Here is a 17,159-nt window from a genome sequence, read left to right as displayed (position 1 = left end):
ATGGCGGCGCTCGAGGCGGAGTGCGACCGGCTCACGGCCCTCGGGGCGACCCGGCTGCTGCGGGTCGAGCCGGACCCACCGCTGATCGGCGGCAACATCGTCATGGCCGACCCCGAGGGCAACGAGTTCTGCCTGGACTAGGTGGCCTTCGGCCTGGGGAGCACTATTACGCCGTATAGGACGATTTTACCGCTCACGAGCGCGGAGCGCACCGAGGTCGGCGAGGAGTCCGGGGTGGCTCGGCGTCCACCCGAGCGCCTCACGGGTGTGCATGCTGGAGGCGGGCTGGTCCATCGCGAAGATCTCGCCGAACGGGCCGAAGTACTCGACGGGCCGCGACTCGACCGGCAGCCCGAGCCGCCGGCCGATGACCGCGGCGATGTCGCGCACCGCGTCGCCCTCGTCGGCGACGGCGTGCCACACCGTCCCGGCCGGGGCCGACTCGAGGGCCAGCCGGAACAGGACCGCTGCGTCGAGGGCGTGCACCGCGGGCCAGCGCTGGGTGCCGTCGCCGGGGGGTAGGCCGACACCCCGGTGCGCCGTGCCTGGTCGGTGAGCAGGCCGGCGAACCCGCCCTCGCCGTCGCGGTGGACCGTGCGCGGCATGCGGACGGCCGTGCTGCGCACCCCCTGCGAGGCCAGCGCGAGCAGCGGGTCGACCGAACGCCCCCGCCCGCCGACCACCCCGGCGGTCGGCAGCGGGTCGGCCTCGGTCGCGAGGCGACCACAGCACCCTGCTCGCGGAGGGGGTCGCGGCGGTGCCGTCCGGGGCGCCCCCCCTCGAGCTCGTGGCGGCCGCGCTCGACGCCGTCACCGCGAGCTTCACCCCCGAGCAGCGCGAGTTCGAGCCGCGGCTCCGCGCGGTCGTGGCGTCCCACGACGAGCTGGTCGAGCGCGACGCGTTCAAGCGCGCCGGGCTCGCGGCCGCCCTGGCCGCGGCGCTGCGCGACCGTGGGTTCCCGTGGCCACGGCCGGTCTGGCCGCGGACCTCGGCGTCGACGCCTTCCACCGGGGTTCGCGCGCTGGAGCGACGAGGACGGGTCGGAGACGTTCGGCGCCCTCGCCCGCGCCGAGCTCGACGCGCTGCACGCGGCGGCCGTCGCGCTGACCTGACTGCCGGCCGTCCACGACCTACAGTGGGCAGTCGGCACCGTGGCCGCCCCGCCCCCACCACCGTCACGGAGGTCCGCGATGTTCGCCGTCCCGACCGTCGACCTCGCGCCCTACGTCGACCCCCAGGGCTCGGTCGAGGCTCGCGCGCGCACCGCGGCCGCCCTCGACGAGGCCTGCCGCACCGTCGGGTTCGTGCAGGTCACCGGCCACGGGGTGCCCGACGACGTCGCCGCGGGTCTCGCGTCCGCCCTCGACGACGTCTTCGCCCTCCCGGTGGCCGAGAAGAAGGCCCTCGTCGTCACGGAGCCTTCGTCCCCGTCGCTCCGCTCGCCCCTGGAAGGCACCAACCGCGGCTACAGCCCGCCCCGCAGCGAGTCGGTGAGCCGCAGCCTCGGCGTCGAGCAGGCCACGCGGATGAACGACTTCTTCGAGGCCTTCAACGTCGGCACCACCGCGGACGGCCCGCAGACCGGCGGCGACGGGAACCGCTGGCCCGACATCGCGGGCTTCCGGGACCGGGTGGAGGCGTGGTTCGCCGAGGCGCAGCGCGTCGCCCGCACCCTGACGACGGCCTTCGCCGACGCCCTCGACGTCGCGCCCGACACGTTCACCCGCCTCGCTCACGACCCCGTCGAGGTGCTGCGGATGAACAACTACGCGTTGGACGAGCAGGACCTCCCCGACGGCGCCGATCTCACCGGCATGGGCGAGCACACCGACTACGGGATCGTCACCGTCCTCTGGGCGGACCGGGTCGCGGGCCTGCAGGTGCTGGGTCCCGACGACGGCGTGTGGCACGACGTGCTGCCCGCCGAGGGGGCGCTGCTGGTCAACCTGGGCGACCTCACCGCGCGGCTCACCGGCGACCGCTGGCGCTCGACGCTGCACCGGGTGAAGCCGCCGATCGAGCAACGCCCGGGGGGAGGACTCCGCATCCGGCGCCGCCGCTCCGCCGCCTTCTTCCACGACGGCGACCTCGACGCCGTCGTCGAGACCCTCCCGCTCGCCGGGGCGCAGCCGTACCCGCCGACGACCATCCGCGACCACCTCGCCGCCAAGCTCGGCGGCAGCCGCGGCGGCACCCCCAACGCCGCCGCCGACCGCGAGGCCGCCCGCGTGCACGCCGCCACCAGCCAGATCTCGTCGGTAGACGCCCGGTGACCGTGCCGACCGACGAGACCTGGCTGGGCGAGGCCGTCGGGCTCGCCCAGCAGAACGTCGCCGAGGGCGGCGGGCCGTTCGGCGCGGTGATCGTCGAGGGCGACCGGGTGATCGCGCGCGGCCAGAACCGCGTGACGCGGGACCTGGACCCGACCGCCCACGCCGAGGTCACCGCCATCCGCGCCGCGTGCCGCGAACGAGGTGACTTGGAGTTCTACGAGCTGTTCGCCCGCGATCCCGGCACCTGGCCGATGCGGGTCGAGGCCCTCGGGGGTCGGCTGGAGCTCGATCCCCGCGCCCCGTTCGACGCGTGGCTCGCCAGGACCGACCGCGTGCACTACTGAGTCCGGGAGGGACGATGGACCTGCTCACCGTCGAGGCCCTCGACCGACCGATCGGCGACGACGAGGTCCGCGCGCTGCTGCCCGGTCTCGGGCCCGACCGGACCCTGCTCGGCGGCGGGACCTGGCTGTTCTCGGTGCCCCAGCCCCACCTGCGCGGCCTGGTCGACCTCACCGCGGCCGGGTGGACCCCGCTCACCGCCGACCCCGACGGCCTCACCGTCGCGGCCACCGCCACGCTCGCCCAGCTCGCCGACCTCGACCCGGCCGGGTTCCCGCAGTGGCCTGCCCTGCCGCTGCTGGCCGGGTGCGCCGAGGCGCTCGTCGGGTCCCGCAAGGTGTGGCACGTCGCGACCGTCGGCGGGAACGTCTGCCTCGCGCTGCCCGCCGGACCGATGATCACGATGGCGGCCGCCCTCGACGGCGTCGCGGTGGTGTGGGACGCCGCCGGGGCCGAGCGTCGCGAGCCCGTCGTCGACCTCGTCGCCGGGCCGCAGCGCACCACGCTCGCCGCCGGCGAGCTGCTGCGCGCGGTGCACCTCCCCGCCGCCGCGCTGCGCGGGCGCACGGCGCTGCGCAAGGCCTCGCTTTCCGCGCTCGGGCGCTCGGCGGTGCTGCTCGCGGGCCGCCGGGACCCCGACGGCGGGTTCACCCTCGCCGTCACCGCCGCGCTGCCCCGGCCCGCGGTGCTGCGCTACCCGGACCTCCCCGACGCCGGGTCGCTCGCGGCCGACCTCGACGCGCTCGCCGACACCCACGGCGGCTGGTACGCCGACCCGCACGGCACCCCGCAGTGGCGCCACGCGATGACCCGCCACCTCGCCGAGGAGATCCGGACGGAGCTGCGGTGACCAGCGTCGACGGCGTCCCGCTGCCCGAGGGGCCCCGCCCCGGCCAGTGCCTGCGGACCTACCTGCGCGACCACGGCCACCACGCGGTGAAGAAGGGCTGCGACTCCGGCGACTGCGGCGCCTGCACCGTTCTGGTCGACGGCGTGTCCGTGCACTCCTGCCTCTACCCGGCGCTGCGTGCGGCGGGCGCGGAGGTGACGACGGCGGCGGGCCTGCCGGAGGGTCCCGACGACGTCCGGGAGCGCTTCGTGGCCGCCGCCGGCTTCCAGTGCGGCTTCTGCACCCCGGGGATGGTGACGACGGCGTGCGCGTTCGCCGACCGTCTCGCCGACCCCGCGGCGCGTGCCCGCACCCTGCAGGGGAACCTGTGCCGCTGCACCGGGTACCGCGCGGTGGCCGATGCCCTCGACGGGCGGGTGACGACGGGCCTCCCGGCCTCGGGGCCCGCGCTCGGCGCCCCCGCCCCGGCGCCGGCGTCGGCGCGGATCGTGCGCGGCGCGGAGACCTACACCCTTGACGGTCCGACGCCGGACGACCTCGCCCACCTCGTCGTCGTGCGCAGCCCACACGCCCACGCGCGGATCGTCGCGATCGACACCGCCGCCGCCCTCGCCCTGCCGGGAGTGCTCGCCGTCCTCACCCACGAGAACACCCCGGCGACGCTGTTCTCCACCGCCCGCCACGAGGACCGGCTCGACGATCCCGACGACACCCGCATCCTCGACGACGTCGTGCGGTTCCACGGTGAGCGGGTGGCGGCCGTCGTCGGGATTGACCTGGCGGCCGCCGAGGCGGGCGCCCGCGCCGTCGTCGTCGACTACGAGCCGCGGGAGCCGGTGCTCGACCCGGAGACCGCCCGGGAGTCCGTGGCGGTGCACGGTGACAAGGGGCCGGAGTGCCGCATCCTCGACCCGGCCCACAACGTCGTCGCCGCGATCCACGAGGGGGTCGGGGACGTCGCGGCGGGGATCGCGGCGGCGCGGGCCGCCGGGGGCGCGGTCGTCACCGGGACCTGGCACACCGGGCGGGTCTCGCCCTCCTCGCTCGAGACCCACGCCAGCAGGGCGTGGGTGGATCCCGACGGCCGGCTCGTGGTGCGGACCTCCACCCAGGTGCCGTTCCTGGTGCGCGACGAGCTCGCCCGGCTCCTCGACCGACCCCGCGAGTCGGTGCGGGTGCACGCGGCCCGGGTCGGCGGCGGGTTCGGCTCGAAGCAGGAGCTGCTGACCGAGGACCTCACCGCGCTGGCCACGCTGGCGACCGGGCGCCCGGTGCAGTGGGAGCTCACGCGCACCGAGTCGCTCACCGCGACCCCGACCCGCCACCCGATGCGGGTGTCGGTCACCGTTGCCGGCACCCCCGACGGCTCGCTCACCGCGCTCGCCATCGACGTGCTCTCGAACGCCGGCGCCCACGGCAACCACTCGCCGGGGGTGATGTTCCACGGCTGCCACGAGTCGATGGCGCTCTACCGCTGCCCGAACAAGCGCGTCGACGCCGAGGCGGTCTACACGACGACGCCGCCGTCGGGCGCGTTCCGCGGGTACGGGCTGGGGCAGGTGCAGTTCGCGATCGAGTCGGCCCTCGACGACCTCGCCCGGGAGCTGCGGATCGACCCGTTCGACCTGCGGCGCGGCACGGTGATCCGCCCGGGGGACGACTTCGTCGCCTCCGCCGACCCGGCCGAGCACCCCGACGACCTGCGCTTCGGCTCCGACGGCCTGCCGCAGTGCCTCGACCTCGCGCAGGCCGCGGTGGGTCGGGATGGTGACCCGGCGCCGGACGGTCCGTCGTGGCGGGTGGGGCAGGGGATGGCGGTCGCGATGATCGCGACGATCCCGCCCAGGGGGCACCGGTCCCGGGCGAGCATCACCGTCGAGCCGGACGGCTCCTTCCGGGTGCGGGTCGGCACGGCCGAGTTCGGCAACGGCACCGCCACCGTCCACGCCCAGATCGCGGCCACCGCGCTCGGCGCGCCGCTGGACCGCGTCGTCGTGACGGGGGCCGACACCGACTCCGTAGCGGTCGACACCGGGGCGTTCGGGTCGACGGGCACGGTCGTGGCGGGGACCGCGGTGGCGCGGGCGGCCGAGGCGCTGGCCGCCGAGCTGCGCGGGAAGGCTGCGGCGCTCCTCGGTGCGGCGCTCGAGGAGTGCCGGCTCGGGCCGGCCGGGGTCGCGGCACCGGATGGGAGGTCGGTGGGGCTGGCCGCGCTCGCGGGCGCCCGCGGGAACGGCGAGCACGACGGGTCGCCCCGCTCGGTGGCCTTCAACGTGCACGCGGTGCGCGTCGCCGTCGACACCGCCACCGGGGAGGTGCGGATCCTGCGTTCGGTGCAGGCCGCCGACGCCGGGGTGGTCGTCAACCCGCAGCAGTGCCGCGGGCAGGTCGAGGGCGGGGTGGCCCAGGGGATCGGTAGCGCGCTCTACGAGGAGGTCCTCCTCGACGACGCCGGGCGCGTGACCACGCGGGTGCTGCGCGACTACCACCTGCCGCAGTACGCGGACGTGCCGCGCACCGAGGTGTTCTTCGCCGAGACCGTCGACGCCCTCGGACCGTACGGGGCCAAGTCGATGAGCGAGTCGCCCTACAACCCGGTGCCGCCGGCGTTGGCCAACGCCATCCGGGACGCCGTCGGGGCCCGGCCGTATCGCCTCCCCATGACCCGCGACCGCGTCTGGGCCCTCTGCCGGGACGCCTGACCCCACCGAGTGGATCAGAGTCGGGCTCCGCGGGCCGTGAGCTCCTCGCGGACCCGCCGCTCGATCCAACGGGGGGTGTGGAAGTACTGGCGAGCGGTCACGGTGATCACCACCCACCCGAGCCCACGTAGCTCGTCGATGCGTTCCACGTCGCGCCCGCGGCGGTCGTCGGCGGCGTGGTCGTGGCCGTCGTACTCGAGCGCGACCTTCCACTCCGGCCACGCGAGGTCGAGGCGCGCCACGAACCACGGCCCGTCCCACACCTCGTGCTGGGACACCGGAGGCGGAAAGCCGGCCCGCACGACGTCCAGGCGGACCCGAGTCTCCATCGGTGACTCAGCGCGGGGATCGACCAGCCGCGCGACGGCCGGGACACGGCGGCATCCCCGCATCGTTCCGAGCGCGACGGCGAACCGCTCGAGCTCCGTGCCGATGAACCCGCCGGTCCGGGCGAGCGCGTCCCCAGCGACCACCGCGTCATCCCGGGGAGCCAGGCGGGCGAGGTCATAGGCCGTGCGCAGGGGGGTCGTGAGCCGCAGGTCCTCGTGCGAGACGACGTCCTCGTTCCGGAGTCGACCCCGGCGGACCAGCCAGCCGGGCGGCGGGCTCTGACGGCGCTCGGCAACCACGAGCTCGACCGGCGGTTCTGGGCGGGGCAGGACCTCGCAGCCCCACCAGCGGCACGCGGACCAGCCGGTCACCACCGCTGTGGGGCCGCCCCAGACCACGGCCGCCCGGATCACGAGACCGTCCGAGTCCTCCACTGCGGCCGCGACGTACGTGTCGTGCGCCAGGCGCCGGAAACCGGGGCCCTGCAGGACCCGCCAGGTCACCAGCCCCGCGCGCACCGCCTCGGAGGCCCGGAAGGGACGGTCCGTCGGCCACTCCTTGATCGCCACGGGACTTCGACGCGCCGCGGGCCCGATCGGCTCCATCGATCGTCGAGAAGACGCTCATGCACCCGGAAACGGTCCCGGCACGTGCATGAGCGTCCACTCGACGGGCGGCCGACTACAACCGGAACGCCACCACCCCGGAAACCACGGCGAGCGCCCCGAGCACCACGAACGCCGGCCCGAACCCGCCGAGGAGCCCCGCCAGCACCACCCCACCGGCCGGGGCGAGCGCCACGGCCACCGTCGTCGGCGCGGAGAACACCCCGTTGATCCGCCCGAAGGACGCCGTACCCCACCGGTCGGACACCACCGAGGCCTGCAGCAGCGTGTGCAGCCCCCGGGCCGCCCCGGCCGCGACGGCGACCGCCACGAGCAGTCCCACCGGCCCCGGGAGCAGGCCGAGCACGACGACGCACGCCCCGCCGACGACGACCACCACGGTCACCCGGCCGCCCGGCGACGTCGCGCGGCTCAACGGCCCGAACACCAGCCGGCCGGCCACCTGGCCCACCCCGACCAGCCCCAGCCCGAGCGCCGCCGTCCCCAGCGACGCACCCCGGCTCTCGAGCAACGGCACCAGGTTGATCGTCGCCGCGTACAGCCCGAACCCGGCCGCCGTCATCACGACCGCGAGCACCACGAACCGCGCCGAGCGCACCACCGACCGGGCGTGCTCGATCTCCTCGGTCGCCGTACCGGACGCACCCGACCGACCCGACGAGTCCGACGGCCGCCAGGGCGGGGTGAGCAGCAGCAGGTGCAGCGGGATCGTCACCACGCCGAGGACCACGGCGAGCACGACGTAGGTGCCACGCCATGTCAGGTGCCCCGCGAGCGCTGCCGTGACCGGCGCGAACACCGTCGAGGCGAACCCCGCCACGAGGGTCACCGTCGTGAGCGGGCGCAGCCGCCGCTCGCCGTACCAGCCGGTGATCGCCGCGAAGGCCGGCGGGTAGAACGTCGCGGCCTGCGCGACCCCGGCCAGCGCCCACGCGAGGTAGAACCACGGCAGCGTCGGCGCGGCGGCCACCGCCAGCAGCGCGACCACCCCGAGCACCGAGCCGGTGGTCATCACCGAGCGCGGCCCGCGGGCGTCGATGAGCCGCCCGACGGCGATCCCGGTGACCGCCGAGACGATCGCCCCCGTCGAGAACGCGCCCACGGTCGCCGTCGCGGACCACCCGGTCTCGGCCGTGATGGGACCCAGCAGCACCGGGAAGGCGTAGTAGAGGGTTCCCCAACTGACGATCTCGGTGAGGCACAGCGCCCCGAGCGCCCGGCCGCGGGCGTCGGGGAGGCGGACCATCCGGGCAGGCTGCCAGCAGCGGCGGCAGCCCGCCCGGAGGCGTCAGACCGGGATCAGGAGGCCTCGACCTTCGGCATGATGTCGTTCTTGATCCGCTTCAGGTCGTCCATCGTCTTCGAGGTCGGCACGTCGGTGAACGGCGGCCAGATCAGCGGCATCGTCATCCCGGCCTCCTTGTAGGCCTTGAGCCGGTCGGTGAGCTGCTTCTCCGTGCCGACCAGCAGGTTCGACGCGACGCCGTTGACGGTCTGGTCGACCTCCTCGTCGGTGATGACCGTCCAGATCATCGAGCAGATCTCGAGGTCCTTCGACCGCTTCGAGCTGCCGATCTCCTCGAACTGCTGGTCGATGGCGGTGAGCCACTCCCCGAGCCGCTCCGGCGAGTCCTGGATCCCGATCCAGCCGTCGAGGTCGTACTTGGCGATGCGCTTGGCCGAGCGCAGCGGGTCCTTGAGCCCGCTCATGAAGATCGGCGGGCGCGGCTGCTGCAGCGGCTTCGCGCCGAACCCGCACGGGTCGAAGTCGGCGAACTCGCCGTGGTACTCGAAGTGCTCGTTGGCCCAGACGCCCTGCATGATCTCGATCGACTCGCGCACGTGCTTGTGGCGCTTCGGGAAGATGTAGGACGCGCTGGCCGCCGCGAACTCCTCGGGCATCCACCCGGAGCCCAGGCCCACGTTGAGCCGGCCGTTCGACAGGTGGTCGATGGTCGCCAGCTCGGCGGCGAGCACCCCGGGCGAGCGGAACGGGGTGTCGATGATGCTCATCCCGATGCGCACCTTCGACGTCTTCGCCGCGAGCCACGGGATGAGCGGGAAGCCCTGGAGCCAGTTGCCCGTGGAGGCCACGGGGAGCGCGTTGGGGAGCCCGTCCATCATCCCGAACGAGTGCTGGAGCTGCTCCCGGTCGGAGGCCTCCGGGACGACGATGCGGTCGAGTGTCCAGACCGAGTCGAAGTCGAGCTCCTCGGCGAGCTCGGTGAGGTCCTCGAGCTCCTTCACCGTGATCTCGGTACGGAAGTTCGGGAGGTAGAGCGCGAGCTTCATGACGGGCCTCCTGACCGTGAGGTCGTGGTCGGTGCGGATCTCCTCGAGGGCGGAGCGACGCCGAGGGCTCCGCCGGTCGCCGCAGCCGCCTGGTCCGGCACGAGGACGCACGGGTCCTGCGCACGGGCGGGCGTCGCTGCGGGCACGCGACCACCTTGGGTGATGCGCCTCACAGCGGGGACAACGTTTCCTCAACGTCGTCTCAACGGACGGTGCCCGGGTGACCACGGACTTGTGGGTCGGGTCACGCCGCGGGCACGATGCTCCCTCGGAGCGAGGAGGGGGTCGACGTGGACCCGAGCGCACCACGGGTGCTCGTCGTCGACGACGACGAGGCCGTGCGCACCCTCGCGTCGTGGCAGCTCGAGAGCGACGGCTTCGCGGTCGCCCAGGCCGGCGACGGCGCCGAGGCGATGACGGCGATCGACGCCGAGCGGCCCGACCTCGTCGTGCTCGACCTGACGATGCCCGGCGTCGGCGGGCTCGACGTGCTGCGCCGGGTCCGGGGCGCGGCGACCACCGAGGCGCTGCCGGTGATCGTGCTCTCGGGGCGCAGCGGGGAGACCGACCGGATCGTCGGGCTCGACCTCGGCGCCGACGACTACCTGGTCAAGCCCTTCTCGCCGGGCGAGCTGGCGGCGCGGGTCCGTTCCGTGTTGCGCCGGTCCCGCCCCACCGCGGCCACCAACCCCCCGGTCGTCTGCGGCCACCTCGCCCTCGACGCCGCGGCCCGCGAGACCACCGTCGGCGGGGAGCCGGTGGAGCTCACCGCGCGGGAGTTCGACCTGCTGGCCTTCCTCGTCGCCCACCCCCGACAGGTCTTCAGCCGTGCCCAGCTGCTCGCCCAGGTGTGGCGCAGCGAGGGCTGGCAGGGCGAGGCGACCGTCACCGAGCACGTCCACCGGCTGCGCGCGAAGCTCGGCCTCGACCCGGCGGCCCGGCCGCGCATCCGCACCGTGCGGGGCGTGGGCTACCAGCTCGACCCGTGACGACCGACGCGCCGCAGGCGCCCGAGGCCCTCGACGCCGGCGACACCGCGGGGCTCCTCGACCGCCAGCACCGGGTGCTGGAGCTGCTCGCGGGCGGGGCCGGCCGCGGTGAGGTGCTCGGGGCCGTCACGCTCGCGCTCGAGGAGCTCATCCCCGGCAGCCGCTGCTCGGTGCTGGTGCTCGACCCGACGCGGGGCACCCTGCACCACGGGGCCGCCCCCTCGCTGCCCGCCGCCTACTCCGCGGCCATCGACGGGCTGGCGATCGGCGACGACGCCGGGTCGTGCGGCACCGCGGCCTACCTCGACGAGGCCGTCGTCGCCGAGGACATCGCCCGGGACGCGCGGTGGGACCGGTTCCGGACGCTGGCGCTGCCCCACGGTCTCGGGTCCTGCTGGTCGAGCCCGATCCGCGGTCACGACGGCGTCCTGGGCACGTTCGCGGTCTACCACGCCCGCCCGCACCGCCCGGACGCGCGCGAGCGCCGCCTCGTCGCGCGGTTCACCGACCTCGCGGCCGTGGCCCTGGAGCACGACCGGCTCTACGGCGCGCTCGCCGAGAGCGAGGAGCGGTTCCGCCGCGCTTTCGAGGACAACGCCGTCGGGATGGCGCTCACCGACCTCGGCGGGCGGTTCCTCAAGGTCAACGACGCGCTCGCCGCGATGCTGGGGCACCCGGCCACCACCCTGCTCGCCGCGGACCTCGACACCGTGCTGCGGCCCGACGACCGCGCCGGCGCCCGCCTGCTGCTGCGCGGCCTCGCGGCGGGCACGGCTCCGGCCGAACCGCTCGAGGTGGCGCTGGTGCGCGGCGACGGGCGCACCGTGGAGGCGGCGCTCACGGCCTCGGTCGTCGGCGGGGGGCGCGGGCGCTACGTGAGCCTCAACGTCGTCGACGTCACCGCGCGGCGCGCGGCGCAGCGCGACCGCGACGCACGCCGGGAGGCCGAGCTCGCGGCCCGCGTCGCCGAGGACGCGAGCCGGGCCAAGTCCGAGCTGCTCTCCACGCTGAGCCACGAGCTGCGCACCCCGCTGCAGGCGATCATCGGGTTCTCGGAGCTGCTGGGCACCCTCGAGCTGCCGCCCGCCCGGCGGGAGGCGGCGCTCGGCCACATCGACGCCGCGGCGCGTCACGTGCTCGACCTGGTCGGCGACGTCCTCGACCTCGCCCGCCTCGAGGCCCGCGCCCTGCCGCTCGCGCCGGGGACGGTCGACCTGGCGGCGCTCGTGCGCGAGGTGCTCGACCTGCTCGAGCCCGTCGCCGCCCGCCGCGGGATCCGGCGGACCACCGACCTGCCCACCGCGGGCGGACCGACCGCGGGCGCCGACCCCCGCCGGGTGCGGCAGGTGCTCATCAACCTCGTCACCAACGGGGTGCGGCACAACCACGTCGACGGCTGGGTGCACGTCGACGCGGTGGCCGAGTCCAGCGAGGTGGTCCTGACCGTGTCCGACGGCGGGCCCGGCATCGCGCCCGCACTGGTGCCCCGGCTCTTCGAGCCGTTCGCGCAGCTCGGCGGGGCCGAGGGCGACGACGCCGGCAGCGGGACCGGGCTGGGGCTCGCGCTCGTCCGCGGGCTGGTGGAGGCGATGGCGGGCACGGTGACGGTCGAGAGCACGCCCGGCACGGGCACGACGGTGACGGTGCGCCTGCCCCGGGCGGCCACCGCGGAGCCGTGTGGATCTCCGGACGTGGCCGGTGCCGCCGACCCGGGCGTACGTTCGGACCGTGGCTGATCACCGGGGTGCCGCGGGGCGCGGCACGACCGTACCGACGGGCGAGGACCGCTCGGGCGCCGACGTCGACACCCTCGTCGCGCTGCTCTCCGCCCGCGGTGCGCAGCTCGACGACCTGCTCGCCCGGGCCGCCGCCCGCCGCGAGGCGCACCTCGCCGAGCAGGGTCGCCTCGGCGTCGTGACCTACAGCCCCAAGGTCTTCGTCCCGCTGACCCGCCTGTGCCGGGACCGCTGCCACTACTGCACGTTCGCCACCGTGCCGGGCCGGCTGCCCGCGGCGTACCTGGAGCTCGACGAGGTCCTCGACATCGCCCGCGAGGGCGCAGCACAGGGGTGCACCGAGGTGCTCTTCACGCTCGGCGACCGCCCGGAGGCGCGCTGGCGGGCGGCGCGCGACTGGCTCGACGCGCGCGGGTACGCCTCGACGATCGACTACGTCCGGGCCGGCGCGCAGGCGGTGCTGTCCGAGACCGGTCTGCTGCCCCACCTCAACCCCGGGGTGATGAGCCCCGACGAGCTGGCCGCGCTGCGCCCCGTCGCGCCGTCGATGGGGATGATGCTCGAGTCCACGTCGTCGCTGCTCGTCGCGCCCGGCGGGGCGCACTTCGGCTCGCCGGACAAGGACCCCGGGGTGCGGCTTCGGGCGCTCGCCGACGCCGGCCGGGCCCGGGTGCCGTTCACCAGCGGCATCCTCGTCGGCTTCGGCGAGACGCTGCGCGACCGGGCGGAGTCGCTGCTGGCGCTCGCCCGGCTCGCCGAGCGGTACGGCCACCTCCAGGAGGTGATCGTGCAGAACTTCCGCGCGAAGCCCGACACCGCGATGCGCGACGAGCCCGACGCCGAGTTCGACGAGTTCGTCGCGGCGGTGGCGGTCGCGCGCCTGGTGATGCCGCTCGGGGTGAGCGTGCAGGCCCCGCCGAACCTCGCCGGCGAGCTCGGCGAGGGGGACACCGCCGACTCGGCCCATCGCGACCAGACGCTGCTGCTGCGCTCGGGGATCGACGACTGGGGCGGCGTCTCCCCGGTGACGCCCGACCACGTCAACCCCGAGCGCCCCTGGCCCGGCCTCGACGACCTCGCCCGCGTCACGGCGGAGGCGGGCTTCGCGCTGCGGCCGCGGCTCACCGTCTACCCGCGCTACGTCGGCGACCCGAGCTGGATCGACCCGGCCGTGGCGCCCGCCGTCGACGCGCTGGCCGACGCCGACGGGCTCGCCGCGCCGCGGACCCGGGTGGGCGCGCGGTGAGCGCGCCCGCCGCCGTGCGCTCCCGGCTCGCCGCCGCGGAGCACGACCCGGCGGGCCTGCCCGACGAGGGCTACGTCGAGCTGCTGGGCGCCGAGGGCGACGAGCTCGAGGCGCTGTGCGGCCTCGCCGACGCGGTGCGCCGCGACACCGTGGGCGCCGGGCTCACCGTCGTCGTCAACCGCAACCTCGCCGCGGCCCTGGTCACCGAGCCCGAGCACCTCGATGCGCTGGTCGACGAGGCCGCCGAGCTCGGGGCGACCGAGATCTGCGTCCAGGGCCCCGTCCCCGAGGACGCCGGCCCGGACGCCCCGCTGGAGCTGGTACGGCGCATCACGGACCGGCAGCCGCTGCACCTGCACGCGTTCCGCCCCGCGGAGGTGGCGCAGGCGGCCGACCGCGCGGGTCTCACGCCGCGCGAGTTCCTCACCGCGGCGCGCGAGGCGGGCCTCGGCTCGGTGCCCGGCACCGCGGCGCGCATCCTCGACGACGACGTCCGCCGCCTGCTCACCGACGGCGCCGACATCCGCGCCGCGCGGTGGATCGAGCTGGTGACGACGGCGCACGAGGTGGGGCTGCGCTCGACGGCGACGATCGTCTACGGCCACGTCGAGACCCCCGCCCAGCAGATCGCCCACCTGCGGGCCTTCGCCGCGATCCAGGACCGCACGGGCGGGTTCACCGAGCTCATCGCGATGCCACTGGTCGACGTCCCCGAGCACCTCGCGGGCCGGGTGCGCGGCGCCACGCCCCGCGAGACCCGCGCCCTGCACGCCGTGGCGCGCCTCCTGCTGCACGGCCGGATCGACCACGTCCAGGCCGCGTGGCCGAAGCTCGACCGCGACACAGTGCTCGACGTGCTGCGCGGCGGCGCCGACGACCTGGGCGGGCTGCTGCTCGACGGCACCCTCGACCCGGCGGCCGGTCCCGAGGCCGGGCGGGTGCTCACCGCGGCGGACGTCACGGCGATCGCCGCCGAGCTGGGACGGCCCGTGCGCCAGCGGACCACGCTCTACGGGGAGGTCCCGGCCGAGCGCGTCACGGTGGGGCGGTCGTGAGTCAGGACGGGCGGGTCGACGTCGCGGTCGTCGGCGCCGGCTTCGCCGGGCTGGGCCTCGCGATCCGGCTCGCCCGGCGGGGCTTCACCGACTTCGTCGTCCTCGAGCGGGCCGGCGACGTCGGCGGCACCTGGCGGGACAACCGCTACCCCGGCGTCTCCTGCGACGTCCCCTCGCACCTGTACTCCTACTCGTTCCGTCCGGCGCCGGACTGGTCGCGGGTGTTCGCCCCCGGCGAGGAGATCCAGGACTACCTGCGCCGTGCCGCGGTCGAGGAGGGCGTCGAGCCGCACGTGCGCTACGGGGCGGAGATGGAGCGCGCCCGCTGGTCCGCCACGCACGGGCGCTGGGAGGTGGCGACGGCGGCCGGCACCTGGTGGGCGCGCGTCCTCGTCCTCGCCGCCGGCCGCCTCACCGAGCCACGCATCCCCGACGTCGAGGGGCTCGGCGAGTTCCCCGGCCCGGTGATGCACACCTCGCGCTGGGACGACGACGTCGCGCTCGACGGGGGCCGCGTCGGCGTCGTCGGCACCGGGGCCTCCGCCGCGCAGGTGATCCCGCGGCTGGCCGGCCGGGCTGCGGAGCTCGTGGTCTTCCAGCGCACCCCGGCGTGGGTGGTGCCGCGGGGCGACCGCCCCTACTCCGCCGGCGAGCGCCGTCGGCTCGCCCGGCACCCGGAGGCCGCCCGCGCGCTCCGCGAGGAGATCTTCGACGACGCGGAGCGTGCCGTCGACGCCCGACGGCGGGTGCGCCCGGCCATCGACGAGCTGCGGGAACGCGCGCGGCGCCATCTGCGCGACCAGGTCGGCGACCCCGCGTTGCGCAGCCGTCTCGCGCCGGGCTACGAGATCGGGTGCAAGCGCATCGTGCTCTCCGACGAGCTCTACCCGGCGCTGGTCCGCGACGACGTGGTGCTCGAGGACTCCGCGCTCGCCCGGGTCGACGGGCGCACCGCCGTCGCCGCCTCCGGTGCCCGCTACGACCTCGACGCGCTCGTGCTCGCCACCGGCTTCCACGCCGCCCGCCAGCCCTACGCGCCCCGGGTGCACGGGCGGCGGGGCACCCTGGCCGAGCACTGGGCGGACGGGATGACCGCCTACGCCTCGACCAGCGTGCACGGGTTCCCCAACATGTTCGTGCTCGACGGGCCCAACGCGAGCCTGGGGCACAACTCCGCGATCTACATGATCGAGACCCAGATCGAGTACGTGCTCGGCGCGCTGGACCACCTCGCCCGGGCCGGCGGACCGCTGGAGGTGTCCGCGGCCGCCGAGCAGGACTACGTCCGGGACGTCGACGCCGCCGCGCGGGACACCGTGTGGCTCTCCGGCGGATGTCGCAGCTGGTACGTCGACGAGACCAGCGGGCGCCTGACGCTGCTCTGGCCCGGGTCGGCGCGCTCCTTCCGCGAGCGCAACGCCCGCTTCGACCCGGCGCCCTACGTCGCACCGCGTGAGCGCTGACCCCGTCCGTCACCACACTCGGTGCTCACGCGGCGGAGTCACCTCCGCCGTCCGCGGGTAGCTGTACCTCGTCGGGGACCAGCGCCCGCCGGGAGCGTCCGGGGGCGGCGAGAGGGGCGAGCGCGCCATGACCACCACCACCGCCGGCACCACCAGCACCGAGGACACCGCCGAACCGTCGAGGTTCGAGCAGCTCAAGGCGCGCCATCCGTGGCTCGACCACCTGGTGCGGGCCGGTGCCCGCTACACCGAGAAGCACGGCGACCACTACGCCGCCGCCATCACCTACTTCTCGATCCTCGCGCTCGTGCCGCTGCTCATGATCGCCTTCGCGGCCGCGGCGTTCGTGCTGGCCAACAACCAGGCGCTGCTGGACCAGATCCAGGCCGGGATCACCAGTGCCGCCCCGCCCGGGCTCGGCGACCTGCTCAACAAGGTCATCGAGCAGGCGATCGCGCAGCGCGGCGCGGTCGGCATCCTCGGGCTGCTCGGCGCCCTCTACTCCGGGCTCGGCTGGATGGCCAACATGCGCGAGGCGCTCTCGGAGCAGTGGGACCAGCGCGGCGACCCGCCGAGCATCGTCAGGCGCTACGGCGGCGACCTCGTCGCCATGATCGGTCTCGGGGTGGCCCTCGCGCTCTCCTTCGCGGTCACCGCGGTCGCCACCGGGGCCTCCCACGCCATCGCCTCGTTCCTCGGCCTCGAGGGGCAGGCCTGGGTGCAGGTGGTGCTGACCATCGCCGGCATCATCATCACGCTGGCGGCGAACTGGCTGGTCTTCCTCTGGGTGATCGCCCGGCTGCCCCGCGAGCCCGTGACGCTGCGCTCGGCCGGCCGGGCCGCGATCCTCGCCTCGGTCGGGTTCGTCCTGCTCCAGCAGGTCATGACGGTCTACATCTCCAGCGTCACCAACTCGCCGGCCGGAGCCGCGTTCGGGCCGATCATCGGGCTCCTGGTGTTCGCCAACTTCGTCTCGCGCTTCATCCTCTTCGTCACCGCCTGGGCGGCCACGATGAAGGAGAACGAGCGGGAGGAGATCCCGGAGCCCGCGCCCGTCGTCGTCCGGCCCGCGGTGACCGTCGGCCGGGCCCCGGGGGTCGGTGCCACGGCCGGCCTGCTCGGGGCCGGCGCCGTGCTCGGCGTCGTGGGCAGCATCCTCGGGGTCAACGGGATGCGGCGCGGGCGGCGCTGATCGGCCGGGGACGAGTGAGTGGCGCCGTCCTGGCGTCGGATGCCAGGAACGTGCCGTTGCTGC

15 protein-coding genes are annotated in these 17,159 nt (G+C 75.5%); 11 read left to right on the top strand and 4 right to left on the bottom strand.

Going from position 1 to position 17,159, the window contains the following annotated elements; all coding sequences use genetic code 11:
- On the top strand, window positions 1-141 hold a 141-nt coding region (locus VGH76_RS22325), incomplete at its 5' end, for a VOC family protein (RefSeq protein WP_331558925.1).
- Between the two features lie 45 nt (window positions 142-186).
- On the opposite strand, the gene VGH76_RS22320 is transcribed toward VGH76_RS22325, so the two are convergent.
- Entirely contained in the window at window positions 187-486 is a 300-nt protein-coding gene (locus tag VGH76_RS22320) for a hypothetical protein (RefSeq protein WP_331558923.1), read from the bottom strand.
- Window positions 487-1,190: 704 nt separating this feature from the next.
- On the opposite strand from VGH76_RS22320, the gene VGH76_RS22315 reads away from it, so the two are divergent.
- Genes VGH76_RS22315 through VGH76_RS22300 form a run of 4 tightly spaced genes read left to right on the top strand, consistent with a single transcriptional unit; the run spans window position 1,191 to window position 6,167 of the window.
- Window positions 1,191-2,273 carry an isopenicillin N synthase family dioxygenase gene (locus VGH76_RS22315; protein ID WP_331558922.1) on the top strand — a complete coding sequence of 361 codons (1,083 nt, stop codon included), beginning with the start codon at window positions 1,191-1,193 and terminating at the stop codon, window positions 2,271-2,273.
- Window positions 2,274-2,275: 2 nt separating this feature from the next.
- The gene (locus VGH76_RS22310) at window positions 2,276-2,617 is read left to right on the top strand and encodes a nucleoside deaminase (RefSeq protein ID WP_414637783.1); all 342 of its coding nucleotides are present in this window, start codon (window positions 2,276-2,278) and stop codon (window positions 2,615-2,617) included.
- A 14-nt stretch (window positions 2,618-2,631) separates the two neighbouring features.
- Window positions 2,632-3,465: an FAD binding domain-containing protein gene (locus VGH76_RS22305; protein WP_331558920.1), complete on the top strand. Its 834-nt coding sequence runs from the start codon at window positions 2,632-2,634 to the stop codon at window positions 3,463-3,465.
- Entirely contained in the window at window positions 3,462-6,167 is a 2,706-nt protein-coding gene (locus VGH76_RS22300; protein ID WP_331558919.1) for a molybdopterin-dependent oxidoreductase, read from the top strand. Before VGH76_RS22305 ends, VGH76_RS22300 begins: the two co-directional genes overlap by 4 nt.
- 14 nt (window positions 6,168-6,181) lie before the next feature.
- Here VGH76_RS22300 and VGH76_RS22295 read toward each other — a convergent pair whose 3' ends face one another.
- The 3 genes from VGH76_RS22295 to VGH76_RS22285 all read right to left on the bottom strand — a co-directional run bounded on the left by VGH76_RS22295 (window position 6,182) and on the right by VGH76_RS22285 (window position 9,415).
- Window positions 6,182-7,066 (bottom strand): hypothetical protein, encoded by an 885-nt coding sequence (locus tag VGH76_RS22295; protein ID WP_331558918.1) that lies wholly within the window; start codon window positions 7,064-7,066, stop codon window positions 6,182-6,184.
- Window positions 7,067-7,178: 112 nt separating this feature from the next.
- Complete coding sequence (locus tag VGH76_RS22290; RefSeq protein ID WP_331558917.1) at window positions 7,179-8,369, bottom strand: MFS transporter; 1,191 nt, start codon at window positions 8,367-8,369, stop codon at window positions 7,179-7,181.
- A 53-nt stretch (window positions 8,370-8,422) separates the two neighbouring features.
- Window positions 8,423-9,415, bottom strand: a complete 993-nt coding sequence (locus VGH76_RS22285) for an LLM class flavin-dependent oxidoreductase (protein WP_331558916.1) — start codon at window positions 9,413-9,415, stop codon at window positions 8,423-8,425.
- Window positions 9,416-9,675: 260 nt separating this feature from the next.
- Here VGH76_RS22285 and VGH76_RS22280 point away from each other — a divergent pair, with 260 nt between their 5' ends.
- From VGH76_RS22280 to yhjD, 6 genes are all read left to right on the top strand, one after another.
- Window positions 9,676-10,404, top strand: coding sequence for a response regulator transcription factor (locus VGH76_RS22280; protein WP_331558914.1), 729 nt, complete (start codon window positions 9,676-9,678; stop codon window positions 10,402-10,404).
- Window positions 10,401-12,140, top strand: coding sequence for a GAF domain-containing sensor histidine kinase (locus VGH76_RS22275; RefSeq protein WP_331558913.1), 1,740 nt, complete (start codon window positions 10,401-10,403; stop codon window positions 12,138-12,140). The genes VGH76_RS22280 and VGH76_RS22275 overlap by 4 nt, the downstream gene beginning before the upstream one ends.
- Complete coding sequence (cofG, locus tag VGH76_RS22270; RefSeq protein WP_331558912.1) at window positions 12,133-13,386, top strand: 7,8-didemethyl-8-hydroxy-5-deazariboflavin synthase CofG; 1,254 nt, start codon at window positions 12,133-12,135, stop codon at window positions 13,384-13,386. Before VGH76_RS22275 ends, cofG begins: the two co-directional genes overlap by 8 nt.
- Window positions 13,383-14,441 carry an FO synthase gene (locus VGH76_RS22265; RefSeq protein WP_331558909.1) on the top strand — a complete coding sequence of 353 codons (1,059 nt, stop codon included), beginning with the start codon at window positions 13,383-13,385 and terminating at the stop codon, window positions 14,439-14,441. Before cofG ends, VGH76_RS22265 begins: the two co-directional genes overlap by 4 nt.
- Window positions 14,438-15,904, top strand: a complete 1,467-nt coding sequence (locus tag VGH76_RS22260) for an NAD(P)/FAD-dependent oxidoreductase (protein WP_331558908.1) — start codon at window positions 14,438-14,440, stop codon at window positions 15,902-15,904. Before VGH76_RS22265 ends, VGH76_RS22260 begins: the two co-directional genes overlap by 4 nt.
- Window positions 15,905-16,031: 127 nt before the next feature.
- Window positions 16,032-17,096, top strand: coding sequence for an inner membrane protein YhjD (gene yhjD / locus VGH76_RS22255; RefSeq protein ID WP_331558907.1), 1,065 nt, complete (start codon window positions 16,032-16,034; stop codon window positions 17,094-17,096).
- Window positions 17,097-17,159: the final 63 nt, after the last annotated feature.

The organism is Actinomycetospora sp. (assembly GCF_036497585.1).
Lineage (GTDB): Bacteria > Actinomycetota > Actinomycetes > Mycobacteriales > Pseudonocardiaceae > Actinomycetospora.
Note: the sequence above shows the minus strand (reverse complement) of the source record. Positions and strands in the feature narration are given on the sequence as shown.